17 protein-coding genes are annotated in these 19264 nt (G+C 64.4%); 4 read left to right on the forward strand and 13 right to left on the reverse strand.

Annotated features, from left to right (window positions below):
• Window positions 1-199: 199 nt before the first annotated feature.
• The 4 genes from ACSQ3E_RS17480 to ACSQ3E_RS17495 all read right to left on the reverse strand — a co-directional run bounded on the left by ACSQ3E_RS17480 (window position 200) and on the right by ACSQ3E_RS17495 (window position 4504).
• On the reverse strand, window positions 200-1252 hold the full coding sequence (locus ACSQ3E_RS17480; protein ID WP_436123678.1) for an ornithine cyclodeaminase: 1053 nt from the start codon (window positions 1250-1252) through the stop codon (window positions 200-202).
• 2 nt (window positions 1253-1254) lie between these two features.
• Window positions 1255-2175, reverse strand: a complete 921-nt coding sequence (gene rocF, locus ACSQ3E_RS17485; protein WP_436123679.1) for an arginase — start codon at window positions 2173-2175, stop codon at window positions 1255-1257.
• Window positions 2176-2214: 39 nt separating this feature from the next.
• Window positions 2215-3135, reverse strand: a complete 921-nt coding sequence (locus tag ACSQ3E_RS17490; RefSeq protein WP_436123680.1) for a LysR substrate-binding domain-containing protein — start codon at window positions 3133-3135, stop codon at window positions 2215-2217.
• A 262-nt stretch (window positions 3136-3397) separates the two neighbouring features.
• Window positions 3398-4504 carry an aminotransferase class I/II-fold pyridoxal phosphate-dependent enzyme gene (locus tag ACSQ3E_RS17495; protein WP_436123681.1) on the reverse strand — a complete coding sequence of 369 codons (1107 nt, stop codon included), beginning with the start codon at window positions 4502-4504 and terminating at the stop codon, window positions 3398-3400.
• 120 nt (window positions 4505-4624) lie between these two features.
• Between ACSQ3E_RS17495 and ACSQ3E_RS17500 the strand changes: the two genes are divergently transcribed.
• A complete protein-coding gene (locus ACSQ3E_RS17500; RefSeq protein WP_436123682.1) occupies window positions 4625-5458 on the forward strand; it encodes a response regulator transcription factor in 834 nt (277 codons plus the stop codon).
• Window positions 5459-5461: 3 nt separating this feature from the next.
• On the opposite strand, the gene ACSQ3E_RS17505 is transcribed toward ACSQ3E_RS17500, so the two are convergent.
• A complete protein-coding gene (locus ACSQ3E_RS17505) occupies window positions 5462-6307 on the reverse strand; it encodes a MurR/RpiR family transcriptional regulator (RefSeq protein ID WP_436123683.1) in 846 nt (281 codons plus the stop codon).
• 245 nt (window positions 6308-6552) lie between these two features.
• On the opposite strand from ACSQ3E_RS17505, the gene ACSQ3E_RS17510 reads away from it, so the two are divergent.
• Entirely contained in the window at window positions 6553-8004 is a 1452-nt protein-coding gene (locus ACSQ3E_RS17510; RefSeq protein ID WP_436123684.1) for an MFS transporter, read from the forward strand.
• An 8-nt stretch (window positions 8005-8012) separates the two neighbouring features.
• Window positions 8013-8696 carry an aspartate/glutamate racemase family protein gene (locus tag ACSQ3E_RS17515; RefSeq protein ID WP_310326655.1) on the forward strand — a complete coding sequence of 228 codons (684 nt, stop codon included), beginning with the start codon at window positions 8013-8015 and terminating at the stop codon, window positions 8694-8696.
• Between the two features lie 34 nt (window positions 8697-8730).
• On the opposite strand, the gene ACSQ3E_RS17520 is transcribed toward ACSQ3E_RS17515, so the two are convergent.
• Complete coding sequence (locus tag ACSQ3E_RS17520; RefSeq protein WP_436123685.1) at window positions 8731-10014, reverse strand: glycosyltransferase family 2 protein; 1284 nt, start codon at window positions 10012-10014, stop codon at window positions 8731-8733.
• A gap of 195 nt (window positions 10015-10209) precedes the next feature.
• Between ACSQ3E_RS17520 and cls the strand changes: the two genes are divergently transcribed.
• The gene (gene cls / locus ACSQ3E_RS17525) at window positions 10210-11667 is read left to right on the forward strand and encodes a cardiolipin synthase (RefSeq protein WP_436123686.1); all 1458 of its coding nucleotides are present in this window, start codon (window positions 10210-10212) and stop codon (window positions 11665-11667) included.
• 15 nt (window positions 11668-11682) lie between these two features.
• Here the strand turns inward: cls and ACSQ3E_RS17530 are convergent, their stop codons facing one another.
• The 7 genes from ACSQ3E_RS17530 to ACSQ3E_RS17560 form a co-directional block, all read right to left on the reverse strand.
• Window positions 11683-12459 (reverse strand): SDR family oxidoreductase, encoded by a 777-nt coding sequence (locus tag ACSQ3E_RS17530; RefSeq protein ID WP_436123687.1) that lies wholly within the window; start codon window positions 12457-12459, stop codon window positions 11683-11685.
• Window positions 12460-12470: 11 nt separating this feature from the next.
• Complete coding sequence (locus ACSQ3E_RS17535; protein WP_436123688.1) at window positions 12471-13748, reverse strand: L-fuconate dehydratase; 1278 nt, start codon at window positions 13746-13748, stop codon at window positions 12471-12473.
• A gap of 115 nt (window positions 13749-13863) precedes the next feature.
• The gene (locus ACSQ3E_RS17540; protein ID WP_436123689.1) at window positions 13864-14718 is read right to left on the reverse strand and encodes a fumarylacetoacetate hydrolase family protein; all 855 of its coding nucleotides are present in this window, start codon (window positions 14716-14718) and stop codon (window positions 13864-13866) included.
• Between the two features lie 66 nt (window positions 14719-14784).
• Window positions 14785-15732, reverse strand: coding sequence for an ABC transporter substrate-binding protein (locus ACSQ3E_RS17545; RefSeq protein ID WP_436123690.1), 948 nt, complete (start codon window positions 15730-15732; stop codon window positions 14785-14787).
• A gap of 104 nt (window positions 15733-15836) precedes the next feature.
• Complete coding sequence (locus ACSQ3E_RS17550; protein ID WP_310326527.1) at window positions 15837-16835, reverse strand: ABC transporter permease; 999 nt, start codon at window positions 16833-16835, stop codon at window positions 15837-15839.
• Entirely contained in the window at window positions 16832-18373 is a 1542-nt protein-coding gene (locus ACSQ3E_RS17555; protein ID WP_436123691.1) for a sugar ABC transporter ATP-binding protein, read from the reverse strand. Before ACSQ3E_RS17555 ends, ACSQ3E_RS17550 begins: the two co-directional genes overlap by 4 nt.
• On the reverse strand, window positions 18370-19254 hold the full coding sequence (locus tag ACSQ3E_RS17560) for an amidohydrolase family protein (RefSeq protein ID WP_436123692.1): 885 nt from the start codon (window positions 19252-19254) through the stop codon (window positions 18370-18372). Before ACSQ3E_RS17560 ends, ACSQ3E_RS17555 begins: the two co-directional genes overlap by 4 nt.
• Window positions 19255-19264: the final 10 nt, after the last annotated feature.

Raw genomic sequence — 19264 nt, forward strand, 5'->3', positions numbered from 1 at the left:
ATGAGAAAACCAATCAAGTTTTCTCGCCAATCGCTCACCGCAGCCTGCGGCGCAATCGAAAACTTCTCACGCCTGCATGCAAATTCGTCATGCAGGCGTGAGAAGCGCTGACGCGCGGCGTCAGCCTTTGATGGAGACCAAGATAATATGGTGGCAGCCGGACGCCCCGGCTGCCTGCCTGACAGGTGACGCCTGCCAGCTAGATGGCAGAGGCCTTGGCGGCGCGCAGCAGCATGCCGAACAGGTCGCGCGGCTCGTCGGGATCGGCCAGCAGGTCGAGCTCCTCGAACAGGCCGGTGTCGATCAGCTTGTCCCTGACGTAGCGCAGCGCGGAAAAGTCCTCGATGGCAAAGCCGACGCTGTCGAACAGCGTGACCTGCGCGCTCGAGTTGCGGCCCTGGGCCTTGCCGGCCATGACCTGCCAAAGCTCGATGACGGGGTGATCGGCCGCCAATTGCTGGATCTCGCCTTCGATGCGGGTCTGCGGCGGGAACTCGACGAAGATGTCGGAACGCAGCAGGATGTCCTTGTGCAGCTCGGTCTTGCCGGGGCAGTCGCCGCCGACGGCATTGATGTGCACGCCGGTGCCGACCATGTTGTCGGTCAGGATCGTCGCGAGTTGCTTGTCGGCGGTGACGGTGGTGATGATCTGCGCACCTTCCACCGCCTCCTGCGCATTGTCTGCAATGACGATGTCGAAGCCCATGCCGGCAAGGTTCGCCTTGCATTTCTGCGAGGCCGAGGCGTCGATGTCGTAGAGCCTGAGCTTGTTCACGCCAAGCAGGGCCTTGAACGCCAAGGCCTGGAATTCCGACTGGGCGCCATTGCCGATGATGGCCATGGTGTCGGCGCCCTTGGGCGCGAGATACTTGGCCGCCACCGCCGAGGTGGCCGCGGTGCGCAGCGCCGTCAGGATGGTCATTTCGGTCAAAAGCATTGGATAGCCGTTGCCGACATCGGCGAGCACGCCGAAGGCGGTCACGGTCTGGCGGCCGTCGCGGGTGTTCTTGGGATGGCCGTTGACGTATTTGAAGCCGTAGAGATGGCCGTCGCTGGTCGGCATCAGTTCGATGACGCCGTCATGGCTGTGCGAGGCGATGCGCGGGGTCTTGTCGAACTGCTCCCAGCGCAGGAAATCCTCTTCGACATAGGCCGACAGCTCGGTCAGGAAGCGCTCGACGCCGACAGCCAGCACCAGCTTCATCATGTGGTCGACGCTGACGAACGGAACGACGTTCAGTTTTTCGGTCATGGTCAGTAACTCCGGGTCGGACGGTCCATGATGCGGCGGCCCATCAGGCTTGCCGTCAGGTCTACCATCAGCGTTGCGGTGCGGCCGCGTTCGTCGAGGAAGGGGTTCAGCTCGACGAGGTCGAGGCTGGTGACGAGGCCGCTGTCATGCAGCATTTCCATCACCAGATGCGCCTCGCGGAAGGTCGCGCCGCCGGGCACGGTGGTGCCGACGGCCGGGGCGATCGCGGGATCGAGGAAGTCGACGTCAAAGCTGACATGCAGCATGCCACCTGCTGCCGCGACCCGCTCCAGGAAGGCGCGCAGCAGCGGCGCGATACCATGCTCGTCGATGGCGCGCATGTCGTGGACGGTGACGCCGGCCTCGGCGAGCGCAACACGCTCGGCCGGATCGACGCTGCGGATGCCAAGCGCGCAGATGCGCTCGGGGCTGACATTGGCCTGGAGCTTCGGGAAATAGCCCTGGAAGCCGGACAGGCCGCTGGCATAGGCAAGCGGTACGCCATGCAGGTTGCCGCTGGTGGTGGTGTCGAGCGTGTGGAAATCCGGATGGGCATCGAGCCAGAGCACGAACAGCGGCTTGCCGAGTTCGTCGGCGCGCCTTGCAATGCCACTGACCGTGCCCGCCGACATGCTGTGGTCGCCGCCGAGGAAGATCGGCATGGCGTCGGCGCTTATCTGATAAGCCGCCTCGGCTAGGGCGGCGGTCCAGGCAGCGATCGTGGGCAGGGCTTTCAGCGCCTTGTTCGGGTGCGCCGGTACCGGTCCCGGTGTCGGCACCACCTGTCCCATGTCGGCGACGGAATGGCCGAGTTCGACAAGTGCTTCGACAAGGCCCGCGGTCCTGAGCGAGCTTGGTCCCATGTCGCAGCCCCTGCGGTCGGTGCCTTCCTGAATGGGTGCGCCAATAATCCGGCAATGCATCTCAATATCTCCTCGCCGGGCCTTGGCCCGGTGCTGTTTTCAGTTCTCGCGCTCGCTGATGTGTCCAGCCTCTGCACCTTCGCCCTCGCTCTTGAGCCAGGCAACGAAGGCATCGGCGACGTTCGAGCGCGCATGCACCACGGCATAATATGCCCCGAGCGTGGCGTCCACTGACGGGCACAGACGCCTGATGGTGCCGGCCGCGAGTGCCGACGTCACAAAGGCGGTGTTGGCCTGGGCGACGCCAAGGCCGCTGAGGCAGGCGTCGATCGAGGCTTCGTCGGTGTCGAAGACCAAACTGTCGCCATGGGGCTCGAAGGCAATGCCCGCCGCCTTGCACCATTGCCGCCACGACCAGCCGTCGGCGGTGTCCTGAAGCACGGGCAGGGAAAGAACGCCTTGCGGCGTGATCGCGCTCGCACCGTTCACGAGCAGTTCGGGACGGCATACGGGTGCGGTGCGATCGACGAGGAACACCTCGCGGTTGCCGTCGTCCTTTTGCGGCGCGCCTCTAATGTATTTGATCTCGACGTCGGTGCGGTCGCCGGCGGCTGCGCTGATTGTCTGGAACCGCAGGTCGACCCCGGGGTGGCCGCGGCGGAAATGATCGATCCTGGGGATCAGCCAGCGCTGCGTCAGGGTCAGCGGCGCGCGAATGCTGAGCTTGGCGGCCTGGCCCGAGACCGCGCGCATGCCCGACCGGACCTGCGCCAGTGCCGCATTTGCATGGGTCAGGAAGATGCGTCCGGCAGCGGTGAGCTCGATGGCGTTGTGGCTGCGCACAAACAACACTGCGTCGAGCGCCTGTTCGAGCTGCTTGACCTGGCGGCTGACGGCGCCCGGCGTCAGGTTCAACTCCGCTGCGGCAAGCGTCAGGCTGCCGAGGCGCGCAGCCGCTTCGAACGCGACCAGTGTGTTTAGCCAGGGCAGCCGGGCAGTTTCCATGCGTCCGTTGTGCATTCCCGCCTTACCAGTTGGGGCTCGCCTTGCCGGTTCCAGCTCGCGGCGCGCCTTGCATGCTTGTTTGCTTCGCCTCCGGAAACACCATCAAGCGCCAGGTTGGGCGGCTTGGTTCGGAGGTTGTTGCCGAGATTAGCACGCTGGAGCCGGTTTGGTTGAAGTCCGAAGCCAGTGCCGACGTCTTTGCCGCGGCGCCGTCGAAATGCAAGCGCGACGGCGCGACCATGGCCGTCGCTTCCCCTTTCAGGAGCCGAGAAATCGCTCAGTTCTGCTCGCGCAGGGCGGCGGAGATGGCTTCGAGCCCGCCCCGCAGTTGCGCTTCGGTCGGCCAGCCGAAACCGACACGGAAATAGGTTCTCGGCATTTCGAACCAGTGGCCGGGGCCGACATAGGCGCCGTGCTTTTCGAGCAGGCCGTTGTAGAAGCGGTCGAGATCGAAATCGGGGCCGACATTGATCCGGGGGAAACCGACGACGCCGCCTTCCGGCCGGACCCAATCGACAAGCGGCTCGCGGTCGATCCATTGCTGGACGATGTCGCGCCGTGCTTTCATCTCGGGCATCAGCGCGCCCAGGAAATCGTCGCGGCGCTCGAGCATGGCGCGTGCGATGGCCTCGTCGATGACGCTGCCGCAAATGCCGATCTGCTCTTTGGCGGCGAGAAACCGTTCGTAGAGTTCGGCGTCCTGGGTGACCAGCCAGCCGATGCGGATGCCTGGAATGCCGAAGGCTTTGGACAGCGACGAGACGCTGATGGCGCGCGCACTGAGCGATGCGGCGGTGGGCAGTTGCTGGCCATAGCTCAGGTCGCGATAGGTCTCGTCGACGAGCAGGTAACAGCCGTGGCGCTCGGCAAGGGCGATCAGCCCGTCGAGGTCGGCGCGGCTCATGATGGTGCCGGTCGGGTTATGCGGGCAGGTGACGCTGATGTAGCGCGTGTTGGGACGCAGGGCGGCAGCAACCTCGGCGAGATCGACGGCGAAGCCTTTGTCGAAATCGAGGTCGATGTAGCTGATGGCGCAGCCGATGGCACGCGGTGTCTCGATGTTAGTGGCGTAGTTGGGCCGCACCACCACGAGGTGGTCCTTATCGGACAACAGACTGGTAGCGATGATGAACAGCGCACCGGCGGCACCTGCGGTGACCAGCACATGGTCGGGGGAAAGTCCGGCATCCTGGCCGGCAATCAGGTCACGCAGGGCTTTGTCGCCGCGATGTTCGCCGTAGAACAGCGTCAGGTCGGGCAAGGACAGACCGATCTCGGACAGCTTCTGGTCGGCAATCGAGCTTTCCGAGAGATTGTAGCGAATACGGTCGTAGCCATATTCCTCCGGCGCTTCCTTTTCGATTACCATCCTGGCGTAGTTCACCTTCGCGCTCTCCCGTGCCACGGCATGCCATAGTGTCGGCGAACAGCGTTAGTCAGGATTGGCACGACAAGCCATCCTCCCAGGGGAGGAGGTTTCAGTACAGGGGGGCGCAGCAAGGGCATGCCACAGGACGATTATCGCGATGTGGCGGTGCTGGTCGGTGCCATCGGCACGCCGGCGCTTCCGTCGGTCCTGGCCGGCTGGATGCGCAGCCACGTCGCCTTCGACATGATCGCCATCGTCGTCTATCGCGGCAGCCATCCGCCGCTGCACATCCATGACGACTTCAAGGGCGAGCAGGCGCGCAACGGGCTGAGGCAATATCTGGCGCAGACCTACCTGCTCAATCCCTTCTACCAGAGCCACCTCAAGGGCATCGCATCGGGCGTCTACCGCGTCCGCGATCTGGCGCCCGATCACTATCTGCAGAGCGAGGTCTACCGCTCCTACGAGATCATCATCTCGGAGACGGAGGAGATCGGCTACGTCACCCGGGACTGGCCGCGCGGGCTCGAGGAGATCGATATCGCAGTGACCCTCGACGCGGGCGAGACGACGGAGATCGGCATCTACTGTGCCGAGCCCCGCAGCTTCGATGATGTGGCGATCGAGAGGCTCGCCGGCATGTTGCCATTGATCGAGGCGAGCTTTCGCCAGCACTGGCAGCGCATCAAGGCGCGCCATGCGGCCGAGCGGCATCAGGCAGATGTCGGTTGGGCGGAAGCCGCCTATGAGAGCTTCGGCGCCGATCTGTTGACCAACCGCGAGCGCGAGGTCGTGGTGCTGGTGTTGCGCGGGCATTCGTCGGACTCGATCGCAGCCCACCTCGATATCTCGCGCGCCACGGTCAAGACCCACCGCAAGCACGCTTATGAGAGGCTTGCTATCTCGACCCAGGCCGAGCTTTTGTCGCTGTTTCTGCAGCATGTGCGCGAACGCATGCCGGCAGGTTGAAGGCTACAGTTCCTCGAGTGCGTCGCCGATGGTTTCGATGCCCCTGAGGCGGGTCCGGCCTGCGGCACCCGATCGCTCGATGGCGCGGGTGGCGAGCAGGTGGCAAATCGCCATCGCCGAGACGTGGTTGAACAGAGGGCCAGGGGCGAGCGTCTGGCAACGGAAATGCCAGGCCGCACTCTGGCGGTGGGGCACGCCCTCGTCGGTGATGTAAAGCAGCTTCGCCCCACTTTTCTCGATAGCCGACAGCACCATCTCCATGCGCGCGATGCGGCGACGCAGCCCGAACACCACAGCCACGTCGTCCTCGCCGACGCTGACGAGGTGCTCGCCCAGCGTCTGGCCGCCGCCCGGAATGGCGACGATGTTTTCCACCACCTGGGTCATCTGCCACTGGAAGTAGTCGGCGAATGGGTGGCTGCTGCGGAAGCCGAGCACCCAGATCTTGCGGCTGGCCAGCATTGCCTCGACGGCGGCGTCGATCTGGCTGTCGGTGATGGTGGCGAAGGTGCCTTCGATGTTGGCGATGCCCTGGGCGACATGGGCGCCAAGCGACTGGACCCCCGCAGTGTCGGTCGAGGTCGTCAGGAACAGGCGCGAGCCGGTCTGCTTTTCCTCGCGCGCATGCCGCCGGGCTTCCTCGTAGTTCTCATAGCCCAGTCGTTTGACGAAGCGCGATACCGTGGCGTTGGAGACGTTGGCCAGGGTGGCGAGCTCGGATGCGGAATAGCTGGCCAACTCGCCGGGGAAGTCGCAGACGAAGTCGCCGAGCCGCCGTTCGGCCGGATGCAGCGTGTCGAGCGCCTCGCGCACGCGGAAAAGAAATGGCCGATCCTTGGGGTTTGTCATGCCGCCTGCCGCTGAATTCTGGTCGCGCACATTTGCGCCGTTCGGTCGCCACCGCAAGGGTGGAAGCCTTTGAAGCCTCGCCGTGGCTGCCGCAATCACGAGGAATCACAAAGACATAAGCTCTTGGTTGGCCAGCGCAAGCCGTCCGTCTGCCTCGACGTAAGTTTGGACTATAAAAACACGATTTCATATGTTAGATTGGTGAAAATCAGTTTTCATCTGGTTCAGCCAAGGGAGGAGAAACCATGGCAGCGGAAAGTATGGTGCAATCCGGCAAGTCATCGCCGGTCATTCGACAACTCGAATCGGCGTTGAGCCGGATAGGCGTGACAGGCGCCCATAAACAGATCATCGCGCTGGTCCTGATAGGCTGTCTGTTCGACAGCTTCGAGCAAAATACGATCGGCGTTGCCGGTCCGATGCTGAAGGCGACCTGGGGCCTGACCGGCGCCGACATCGGCTTCCTCAACACCATCACCTTCGGCAGCGCCGCCATCGGCCGCCTGCTGTCGGGCATCCTCGGCGACCGCTACGGCCGCCGCGTGATGCTGACCTTCAATCTTCTGCTCTTCACCATCGGCTCGGCGGCTTGCGCACTGGCACCGAACTTCGCCACCTTGTGCTTTGCCCGCGCCATCGTCGGCTTCGGCGTCGGTGGCGAGATTTCGACCGCTGTGACCATGCTGTCGGAGTTCTGCTCGCCAAAGTTCCGCGGCACGGCTGCCGGGCTCGTCAATGTCGGCGCCGGCGGCTTCGGCAACTTCCTGGCCCCCGCTTTCGGCCTGATGATCTTCACCCTGTTCCCCGGCGACAACGCCTGGCGCTGGCTGTTCGCCTCGCTGGCCTTGCCGGCCCTGCTGGTGGTGTTCTACCGCCGCTACGTGCCCGAGACGCCGCGCTTCCTGGCGTCGCAGAACCGGATCGCCGAGGCCAACAAAGTGCTGTCGATCCTTGAATCGGGAACGCTCAGGCCGCGTAACCTGGTGGTGCGCGAGCATCTGACCCACGACCCGGCACAAGACGAAGCTCCGAATAAGAGCAGCTGGAAGGAACTGTTCCGTGCCCCCTTCATCGGCCGGACCATTCCCGTCGCCATCGCCATCCTGATGAGCTACGGCGCCCAACTTTCGGTGCTGACGCTGATGCCGATCATCTTCGTGTCGATGGGCTACACGCTGCAGGGCAGCCTGCTCTACTCGATGATCATCCAGAGCGGCAGCGTGCTCGGCGCCATCGCGGCCTCGATGTTCGGCTACTACTTCCCGCGCAAGAAGGTGCTGACTGTCGGTGCCGTGTTCGCCTGCCTCGCCGCCGTGTCGATCGTCTATCTCGGCACCAACATCTATCTGGTGCTGCTGTTCGGCGCGATCTTCCAGTTCTTCGTGCTGCTGCTCAACACCTCGATCTGGATCTATGCGCCCGAGCTGTTCCCGACCCGGATCCGCGCCTTTGGCGTGGCCTTCATCCTGGCTACGGGCTCGGCAGCCGGCTCCTTCATCCCCACCGTTGCCGGCGCATTGTTCGACAACTACGGCATGGTCGGCGTGTTCAGCCTGGCGGCGGCGATGTACGCGGTTTTCGCCTTCTGCATCCAGATGGGCCCCGAGACCTATGGCATGTCGATGGAAGACCTGACCCAGCCGGCCGAAGTCGAGACACCCGAAGTGTCGACCCGGCAGGCACAAGCAAGAGCGTAACGATGAGCATGACTTCACATATCCTGTTGATCAATCCCAACAGCTCGCAGGCAACCAGCGACATGATGCATGCCATCGCGCGCAAGACTGCAGCAGGACGGACGGCCGTGGCGATTGCCACGGCCACCCGGAACCCGCCGATGATCGTCAACGGCCCGCAGCTCGAAGCCGCGGCCGATCAGGTCATCGAGATCGGATCCGGCCACGACCAGGACTGCCAGGGCATCATCGTCAGCGCCTTCGGCGATCCTGGCCTGGCAGCGCTCAGGGAACGGGTCGACGTACCGGTCGTCGGCATTTGCGAGGCCTCGATGATCGAGGCTTCGCGCGACGGACGGCGGTTCGGCGTCGCGACGACGACGCCGGATCTCGTCGAGGCGATTGCCGGTCGTGCCCGCGACCTCGGCCTCGACCATCTCTATGCGGGCATCCGCTGCACGTCGGGCGATCCCATCGCGCTTGCCGGCGACGAGAAGCTTCTCGGGCAATCCCTGGCCGAGGCGGTGCGCGCATGCATCGAACTGGATGGAGCGGAGGCCGTCATCATTGGCGGCGGGCCGCTCGGACAGGCGGCCGAACAGCTGCAGCCGATGTTCGACACGCCGATCATCGCACCGATCCCCTGCGCCATGGAGCGCGTGCTTGGGCTGTTGCCGACGGGTGCCGGGACGCTTTCCCCGGTGCCGGCTTGAGATCAAGCCGGCCCGTATTTGCGGGACGGCGTCTTTACGGTTTTGATTTCCGCCTTGCAGCTTTGGCGCGACGCTTGCGCCTTAGCCTGGCTTCGAGCATCGAAATCTCGATGCCGATCATGCGCGGCGCATAAGCGGCAGGGCCTTGGCCGGCGGCGCCGAGAATAGCCTGCAACGCGCTTCGCGACATCAGCTCCCGCAGCTTGCGCAAGGTGCTCCATTTGCCGAACGTCGCGAAGAGCACATGCAGGTTCTCAACGATGATGGCCTGAGCCTCGGGCGCCTCGAAGACCTGCACCGAAGTGACGCCGTCGCTGTCGAGAACCTGGGCGATTGCGGACCAGAAGCGCCAGGCCCCCATGCTTGCCGAAAGCGTTGCCGCCTCTTCGACGAGAACACGCATCGCCTCGCGCCGTCGTGCGGGGAAAAATCTCCTGGCGGGACCGGGGACATCGACCACACCATCCAGGGTCGGGTTGCCGGCAAAGAAGTTGTCGCCATGCAGCCGATAGGCTGATAGCGGCAGGGCGATCGTGGCCGATCCGGCGAACACATGAGCCAGCCGGCAGAAATGGCCGTCGACCGAAAGCCCGAACATGACGTCTGACTTGGCGCGTGGCCGGATGGTTTCGAGCAGGAAACGACGGAACATATTCGATGTGCCCGGCGACCAGAGCCAGCCATTCTTGGTGGGCGGATGTACGACGATGCTGCGGTCGAGCTGGTTGAACTGTACGCTTGAAACTTCCGACAATCTGAGCACCTGGAATGGGCTTTGCAGGCTGCCGTGGTACGTACCGGGTTGCGATCCCCTGAGACCGGTCCCCAATGCCGCGCCGGTGGCATCGATCTCGATCACCGCGCTCGATGTGAAGGCGACGCCCTGCGGCAGCGCCAAGTGCGTCTGGACATGCATGGCGGCAAAATCGGCGAGCAAATAGTCGTCGGAATCGACGAAGGTGACGAAATCGCCGCGCGCGACATCGAGGCCCTTCAAAGCTCCGCCGAGCGGACCGAGGTTCTCGTCGAGCCAGATCGTACGAAACCGCGGGTCGTCGCCGATCGCTGCCTCGATTTCAGCGCGACTGCCGTCGGTCGAGCCATTGTCGACGACGATGGCCTCGAAATTGGGATAGGTCTGGTTGCGAACCGAGCGGATCGCCGACGCGACGAAGCGACGGTAGTTCCAGTTGCGGATCATGAAGGAGACGAGCGGGTAGGACACCGGCTCGGGCGCTAGCTCATTGAGCGATACCCCACCAAGTATCAAATGCGATGCCGACGTTTCGATCGACAGCTTGCCCAGCTTCTCGTGCATTCGCGACTCCCCAGCACAGAAAGAGCGGGGCAGGCGCTCTTGGAATTGCACATTGCACGGCATGCGTGTCTTGGCAACCAATTGCCCGCCGGGGTGTCCGGTCTCCGCACGTCTCGCTGGGAGGCGGGGGTGGTGGCTCCTGCATCGAATTATCTGGTATCGGTTGAAGCTACTGTCTGGAGGGGCATTCCAAGCATGAGCGCGTCCGCCTATTTCGGTTGGGCCCTGGTTAACCTGACCATCTGCCTGCAGATCGTCTATCTCGTGCGCGCGCTGCTGCGTCCACATCGCGAGCCGGCCTCGCGGCTGGCCTGGATCGTGGTGATCGTCGTTGCACCGGTGGTCGGCGTCGTCGCCTACATCCTGTTCGGCGATACCAATGTCGGCAGCCGCCGCATCGCCCGGCTGCGCGACGCGCTCCAGCGCTTGCCCTCGCTGGCCACGATCAACACGACCGATCTCGACGGACGGGAGCAGCCAAGTGTCCCCGAGCCCTACGCGCCGCTGTTTCGCGTCGGCGAATCGATCAGCAACTATGCTCCGGTCGGCGCCAACCGGGCTCAGCTCATGCCTGATTCAGACGCGGCGATAAATGCCATCATTGCCGACATCGATGCCGCCATCGATCACGTGCACCTGTTGTTCTACATCTGGTTGCCTGACACTAACGGCGTGAAGATGGTCGAGGCGGTCAAGCGTGCGGCCATGCGCGGCGTGACCTGTCGGGTGATGGTCGATGATATCGGCTCGCGCCGGCTGATCCGTTCGCCGCACTGGCGCGACATGGCCTCAGTCAAGGTCAGGCTGGCGCGCGCCCTGCCTGTGGGGATCGCCTTGCTGCGACCGCTCAAGGGGCGGGTCGACATGCGCAACCATCGCAAGATCGTCGTCGTCGACAACAATATCACCTATTGCGGCAGCCAGAACTGCGCCGATCCTGCCTTTGCCATCAAGGCAAGGTACGCGCCCTGGGTCGACGTGATGATGCGTTTCGAAGGGCCGGTCGTGCTTCAGAACCAGCATCTGTTTGCCAGCGACTGGATGGCGCAGGTCAAGGAGGATTTGAGCCCACTGATGCGCCAGCCACTGCCTCCGGCGAAGCACGGCTTTACGGCGCAAGTCATCGGTACGGGTGCTGCCGTGCGCTATTCGGCGATGCCCGAAATGTTCATCGCCCTGATGAACGCCGCACGGCGCGAGCTCGTCATTTCGACACCCTATTACGTGCCGGACGAGCCGCTGCAGGCAGCACTTTGCGCCTGCGGCCATCGCGGCGTCGCAACGACCATCGTCCTTCCCCGGCGCAACGATTCCTGGATCGTCGCGGCGGCAAGCCGCAGCTACTATCGCGAGTTGCTCGATGCCGGCGTCAGGATCCACGAATATGAAGGTGGCCTGCTGCACGCCAAGACACTGACGGTCGATGGCGAGGTGACGCTGATCGGCTCGGCCAATCTCGACCGCCGCAGCTTCGAGCTGAATTTCGAGAACAACATCCTGCTGCACGACGCCGAGGTGACCGGCGGGGTGCGGGCACGGCAGCAGAGCTACATCGAGTTGTCGGTCCCCATCAGCGACCGCATGGTCGCCAAATGGAGCAGGCCGCGCCAGATCTGGAACAACGCCATCGCCATGCTCGGGCCGGTGCTTTAGGCGCCCGGCAGCCCTTCAATCCAGCGCGCGGTCGAGGTGGGTGTAACCGCCGTCGACGAACAGCCATTGGCCGGTTGTGTGGCTCGCCTTGTCGGAGAGCAGGAAGATGATCGTGTCAGCGATCTCTTCCGACGTCGTCATGCGCTGGCCGAGCGGGATGCGGCGCGTGATTTCTTCGAGCCGGGCCTCGGGATCGTCGAAGGTCTTCAACCACTTCTCGTAGAGCGGCGTCATCACCTCGGCCGGGATCACCGCGTTGACGCGGATGCCGTCACCACGCAGGGCGGCGGCCCATTCGCGGGTCAGCGACAGCTGCGCGCCCTTGGCGGCGGTGTAGCCGCTGGTGCTACCCTGGCCGGTGAGTGCCGTCTTGGACGAGACATTGACGATCGCGCCGCGCGATTTCCTCAGCCACGGCAGGCAGTGATGGGCTGCCGTGTAATAGTGGATCAGGTTGCGTTCCAGCGACTCGCGGAAGGCATCCGGACCGGCTTCGAGGCCAATGCCGTCATTGATGCCGGCATTGTTGACCAGTCCGTCGATGCGGCCAAAGGTTTTGGCCACCTGCTCGATGGCAGCCGCGATCTCGGGGTCGTGCATCAGCTCGACCTGGACGAACAGCGAGCGAGGTGAGGCGGCCTTGAGTTTCGCGGCGAAATCCTCCGCCAACGGACTGCGGCCGAAGACGACAGGGACGGCGCCTTCCGCGGCAAGGCCAAGCGTGACCGCACCGCCGATACCCGCACCGCCGCCGGTGACGATGACAACCTTGTCCTTCAGACCGAGGTCCATTGTCGTTTCCCTCAGCCGCGGAACTGGAAGTCTTCGAGCGTCGCCGGCTTCATCTCGATCGAGAAGCCGGGCGCGGTCGGCGGCATGTAGGCTGCGTTGCGCACCACGCAGGGTTCCTTGAAGTGCTCGTGCAGGTGGTCGACGTATTCGACAACGCGGCCCTCGCGAGTTCCGGCGATGCAGACATAGTCGATCATGGACAGGTGTTGGACATATTCGCACAGGCCGACACCGCCGGCGTGCGGGCAGACCAGAAGATTGTACTTCGCCGCCATCAGCAGCACGGCGAGAATCTCATTGACGCCGCCGAGGCGGCATGAGTCGATCTGAACGACGTCGATGGCGCCGCGCATGATGAACTGCTTGAACATGATGCGGTTCTGGCACATCTCGCCGGTGGCGACCTGAACCGGGGCGACGCCTTCGCGGATCTTGCGGTGACCCTCGACGTCGTCGGGATTTGTCGGTTCCTCGATGAACCACGGCTTGGCGAAGGCGAGGTCGCGCACCCAGTCGATGGCCTGGCCGACTTCCCAGACCTGGTTGGCGTCGATCATCAGCTGGCGGTCGGGGCCGAGCACTTCGCGGGCGATGCGGAGGCGCCTGATGTCGTCGGCCTTGTCGCGGCCGACCTTGAGTTTGACGTGGTTGAAGCCGGCGTCGACCGCTTCCTGGCAGAGCCGGCGCAGCTTCTCGTCGCCATAACCGAGCCAGCCGGCCGAAGTGGTGTAGCAGGGGTAGCCTTCGCGCTCGAGGGTTTCCATACGCTCGGCCTTGCCGGGCGCTTTTTCGCGCAGCATGGCGAGTGCTTCTTCTGGGGCAATGCAGTCGGTGATGTAGCGGAAGTCGATGCAGCGCACGAGTTCCTCCGGCGACATGTCGGCGACCAGCCTCCACACCGGCTTGCCCACCATCTTGGCCCAGATGTCCCAGACGGCGTTGACCACAGCGCCGGTGGCTAGGTGGATCGCGCCCTTGTCGGGCCCGATCCAGCGCAGCTGGCTGTCGGAGGTGACATGGCGCCAGAAGGCGCCCATGTCCGCCGTGACCTTGTCCATCTCCAGGCCGACGACCAGATGGCGCATCGCCTCGATCGCCGCGCAGCAGATCTCGTTGCCGCGGCCGATGGTGAAGGTCAGGCCGTGACCTTCGATGCTAGGCGCGTCGGTTTTCAAGATGACATAGGCCGCCGAGTAGTCGGGATCCGGGTTCATCGCGTCGGAACCGTCGAGATGCTGCGACGTCGGGAAACGCAGGTCGAGCACCCGCATATCGATGATTCTGGTCATGGTCGTGGGTCCTCTGGGCATGATCCCGAAAGGCTGGGGGACCTTTCAGGGGCGGATCATGCGGCTGAAACGAGAGCGGGATGGCGCCCGGGAAGATGCCGTCCCACCCGAATGGTCAGGCGGCGACGACGCGCTGCCTCTGGGTGCCGAGGCCTTCGATGCCAAGGGTCATCGTCTGGCCTGCTTTGAGATAGATGGGAGGCTTCTGACCGAGGCCGACGCCGGGCGGCGTGCCGGTGGAGATGACGTCGCCGGACTGCAGGCTCATGAAGCGGCTGAGGTAGGAGACGACCTGCTGCACCGAGAAGATCATGGTTTTGGTCGAGCCGTTCTGGAAGCGCTTGTCGTCGACGTCGAGCCACATCTTGAGGTTCTGCGGGTCGGCGATCTCGTCTGCCGTCACCATCCAGGGACCGGTCGGGCCGAAGGTGTCGCAGCCCTTGCCCTTGTCCCAGGTGCCGCCGCGCTCGGTCTGGAATTCGCGTTCGGAGACGTCGTTGATGACGCAGTAGCCGGCGACGTGGCTCATGGCGTCGGCCTCGTCGATGTAGCGGCCGGGCTTGCCGATGACCACGCCAAGCTCAACTTCCCAGTCGGTCTTAACCGAATTGCGGGGGATTTCGACGTCGTCGTCGGGACCGACGATGGCCGAGGTCCACTTGTTGAAGACGATGGGTTCGGCCGGGATGGCAGCCCCAGTTTCGGCGGCATGGTCGGCATAGTTGAGGCCGATGCAGATGAACTTGCCGATGCGACCGACGCAGGCGCCGAGGCGCAGGTCCTGCTGCGGCGTGCCGGAGACCAGCGGCAGTGTCTCGATGTCGACGGCGCGCAGGCGGGCAAGACCCTCGGGCGTCAGCACGTCGCCGGCGATGTCGTCGACGATGCCGGAGAGATCGCGGACGCGGCCTGATGTGTCGAGGATGCCGGGCTTCTCGTTGCCCTTGGGGCCGTAGCGGAGCAGTTTCATCTGGTGTCACCTTGATTGGAAAAGAGCCGGAGGCGGCGGACCGCCCCCGGGGAGAGTTGCACAGGATCAGTCGTACAGCACCGCTGCGATTTCGGGCTGATCGATGTTCGACTTGTCGTAGTAGTAGAAGCCGGTGTCGATGTTCTTCTCGACGGCTTCGCCCTTGGCCGCCTTCACCGCGGCCTCGACGGTCTTGTAGCCGATGCCGACCGGGTTCTGGGTGATGGCGCCGGCCATCTGGCCGTCGCGGATCGCCGCCTTCTGTTGGGCGCCGGAGTCGTAGCCGATGATCACCAGCTTGCGGCCGAGCTCCTTGGCGCCGTTGACGACGCCGATGGCCGAGCCTTCATTGGCGCCGAACATGCCCTTGAGGTCGGGGTTGGCCTGCAGGATCGCCTTGGTGATTTCCGTCGACTTGAGATGATCGCCCTCGCCATATTCGATGGCGACGATCTCGACCTTCGGATGGGCTTCCTTCATGCGGTTGACGAAGCCGTCGCGGCGGTCGACGCCGGTGCGGCTGGTCTGGTCGTGGACGACCAGCGCGACCTTGCCTTCGCCACCGATCAGTTCGGCCATCTTGTCGGCGGCGAGGGCTGCGGCCGCGATGTTGTTGGTCGAGGCGGTGGCCACCGGGATGTCGCTGTCGACGCCCGAGTCGAAGGCGACGACCGGGATCTTGGCGTCCTTGGCCTGCTGCAGCAGCGGGATCGCCGCCTGGCTGTCGAGGGCGGCGAAGCCGATCGCCGCCGGCTTCTTGGCAAGCGCTGCGGCCAGCATGTCGATCTGGCGGTCGACCTGGGTCTCCGAGTCAGGGCCTTCGAAGGTGACTTCGACACCGAGATCGGCAGCTGCCTTGTCGGCGCCGGCCTTCACGGCCTGCCAGAACTGGTGCTGGAAGCCCTTGGAGATCAGCGGGATGTACATCTTGTCCTGGGCCATTGCCATGGTCGAGCCGTAGCCGAGGATCGTCATGGCGCTGAGGGCGCCAAGCACAGTGCGTCTGGTGAACATGTTTCCTCCGATTGAACCTTGGTTGTTGATCTCTGCTGGTGGAGCGTTTTCGCTCTCTTCTTGATGTTGGCGCAGCGCCCCGGCGCTGCGCGAAGCAAGCTTCCTCAAAGCCTGCGGCGCCGCAGAATGTCGGTGTAGACGGCGAGAATGATGATCGAGCCGGTGACCACGGTCTGCCATTCCTGGGCGACCGAAAGGATGCGCAGGCCGTTGGCGAGCACGGAAATGATGAGTGCGCCGATGAGCGTGCCGATGATTGTGCCGCGGCCGCCCGACAGCGAGGTGCCGCCGATGACCACGGCTGCAATCGCGTCGAGCTCGTAACCCTGGCCGAGCGCCGGCTGGGCCGAGTTCAGCCGCGAGGCGATCAGCAGCCCGGCGATGCCGCAGATCGAGCCGGCGAGTGCGTAGACCGCAATCTTCCAGCGGTCGGTGTTGACGCCCGACAGCCTGACCGCTTCCTCGTTGGAGCCGAGCGCGAAGGTGAAGCGGCCAAGGATGGTGCGCTCGAGGATGAAGCTCGTCGCGATTGCCACCAAGAACAGGATCAGCACGCCGTTGGGAATGGGCAAGCCAGGAATGACCGAGCCGATCAGCGACCCTTGCGAGATCTGGGTGAAGCCGGGTGTGCCGTTGAAATAGATCGGGCGGGTGCCCGAGATCACCAGCGACAGGCCCTTGAGGATCAGCATCATGCCGAGCGTGGCGATGAAGGGCGGGATCTTGAGTTTGGCGACGAAGGTGCCCGACAGCGTGCCGCTGGCGGCACCGGCGAGGATGGCTGCAAGCACGCCGAGGCCGAGCGGCATGCCCCAGAAAGTCAGCACTACGCCTGCGATGACAGCGCAGAAGGTCATCAGCGTGCCGACCGACAGGTCGATGCCGCCGGTTATGATGACCAAGGTCGCGGCAATCGCCAGCACGCCGTTGACCGACGTCGCCTGCAGGATGGCGATGATGTTGGACGTCTGCATGAAATTGGGCGAGGCGAAGCTGAACACCGCGACCAGGATGATCAGGCTGGCGAAGGCGAGCAGCCGGTGTTGCGCGCCTGAAAATCGCGAAACGGCCGAGGCGCTCGCCGTGGATGCTGCTGCACTCATTTGGCCTCTCCCTTTGCCGTCTTTTGTTTGTTCTGGTTGGCGGCATCGCCACGAAGCGTCGCCAGATGCATGATCTCTTCCTGGCTGGCGCCGCCGGGCAGGATGCCGGTCAGTCGCCCTTCGCACATCACCGCGATGCGATGGCTGAGCCGGAGTACCTCCGGCAACTCGGAGGATATGACGATGATGGCGCGGCCCTGCTGGGCCAGCGCGTTCAAGAGCTTGTAGATCTCATTCTTGGCGCCAACGTCGATGCCGCGCGTCGGCTCGTCGAAGATCAGCACCTCGCAGTCGCGCAGCAGCCATTTGGCGATGACGATCTTCTGCTGGTTGCCGCCCGAGAGCAGGCGCACTTCCTGCCGGTCCGACGGGGTCTTGATCGCGAGCTGGTCGATGTAGCGGGCGGCGACATCGTGCATGGCGCCCTCTTTCAGCAGCCCGCCAGGACCGGTGAAGCGGGCAAGGCTCGCCAAGACAACGTTGTTACGAACGTCCATGCCGGTGGCGAGGCCGAAATGCTTACGGTCCTCGGAGAGGTAGCCAATGCCGGCACGTACGGCGTCCCTTGGGATGCGGATGTCGACCTTCTTGCCATGCATGAAGATGTCGCCGCTGTCGAGGCGGTCGGCGCCGAAGATGGCCCGGGCCACCTCGGTGCGGCCGGCGCCCATGAGGCCGGCGAAGCCGAGGATTTCACCCTTGCGGACGGACAGGCTGACGTCGCGGATGACCGCGCCGCGATTGAGGTTTTTGACCTCCAGCACGATCTCGGACTTGCTGTGGTCGGGAATGTCCGGCCGCTCGTCGCTCAGCGCGCGGCCGACCATCATCGAGATGATCCTGTCGACGGGCGTTTCGGCGGCTGGCACGGTACCGATGTATTCACTGTCGCGCATGACCGTGACGCGGTCGGCGATGCGCTTCAGTTCGTCCATCTTGTGCGAGATGTAGACGATGCCGACACCTTCGGCCTTCAGCCTGGCGATGATGGCGAAAAGTTCCGCGATCTCGGCGTCGTTGAGCGCTGCCGTCGGCTCGTCCATGATCAGCACGCGCGAGCGGTAGGACAACGCCTTGGCGATCTCGACCATCTGCTGGCGGGCGATCGTCAGCCCGCCAACCGGTGTGCGCGGGTCGAGCTTCAGATGCATCGAAGCAAAAATCTCGGCGGCGTCGGCGTTGAGCTTCGCCTCGTCAAGCAGCAGGCCGCCGGCCTTGCGCGGCTCGCGGCCGATGAAGATGTTCTGTGCCGCCGTCAGATGCGGCATCAGGTTGAGTTCCTGATGGATGATGCCAATGCCGAGATCCTGGGCCTGGCGCGGTGAGTTGATCTCGACCGGCTTGCCGTCGAGCAGGATTTCGCCCGCGTCGCGACGGTAGATGCCGGCGAGGATCTTCATCAGTGTCGACTTGCCGGCGCCGTTTTCACCCATCAGGGCATGCACTTCGCCCGACAGCAGCTCGAGTTGGGCATTGTGCAGGGCGCGCACGCCCGGAAACGACTTGCCGATGTCCTTCATGACGACGAGGGCGCTCATGCGCGGCCTCCCCCGATGCCGTAGAAGCGGGCCGCGGTGCCGGCGAGGATGGCCGCGCGTTCGCGATGGCCAAGGCCGTCGAGCAGGCGGGCCGTGACTTCGTCCCAGAAAGCGAAGGGGCTGGCCAGCGTCAGCACCGGCCAGTCCGAGCCCCAGATCAGGCGGTCCGGGCCGAACCAGTCGAGCAGGCTGCAGATTGTAGGACGCAGCGCTTCAGCCGCGGCCTTGGTCGTCGTGCGGTGCTCCTCGGGCAGTTCGGTGAGCAGGCCCGAGACCTTGCAATGGACCTGCGTGTGCCCCGACAGCTCGGCCATGCCGAACCGCCATAAGCCATGGCGCGGATCGTCGGCAGGGGCTGCGAAAGCGGGTTTGGCGGCGTGGTCGATGACGACGGGCAGGTCGGGGTGCGTCTCCACGAAACGCCTGAGCGCCTGCAGATGCTGCGGCAAGACGAGCGCGTCGAAACGCAGGCTGAGACGCTTGAGCGCCGCGATAGCTTCCGGATGCGGGCGGGTGGCGATCCAGTCGACGTCTTCCAAGTCCTGCAGCATCGGCCGCACGCCCTTGAACAACGGATCGGCAGCGAAACGTTCGAGCGTGGTGATGCTGTCGGCGGAGGACAGGTCGGCCCAGCCGACGACGCCGGCAACGGCCTCGTCGTCGCGTCCCTGGTCGAGCAGGTACCGCGTCTCGGCCTCCGTCGGCGCTGCCTGGACGAGAATGCGCCTGGCGATGCCGGCGGCTTCCGCTAGCGGGCGCATCTCGGCTGCGCCGAAGTCGCGATAGATTGGCGCGAGATGGGCGGCGTCAGGCGTCAGCCAACCATAGTCGCCGCGCTGGAGCGCCCAGTAGTGGCAGTGGCCGTCGATCCTTTCGATCATGGCCGCCGCT

Source organism: Aminobacter sp. LjRoot7, assembly GCF_964252895.1.
Classification (GTDB): domain Bacteria; phylum Pseudomonadota; class Alphaproteobacteria; order Rhizobiales; family Rhizobiaceae; genus Aminobacter; species Aminobacter aminovorans_B.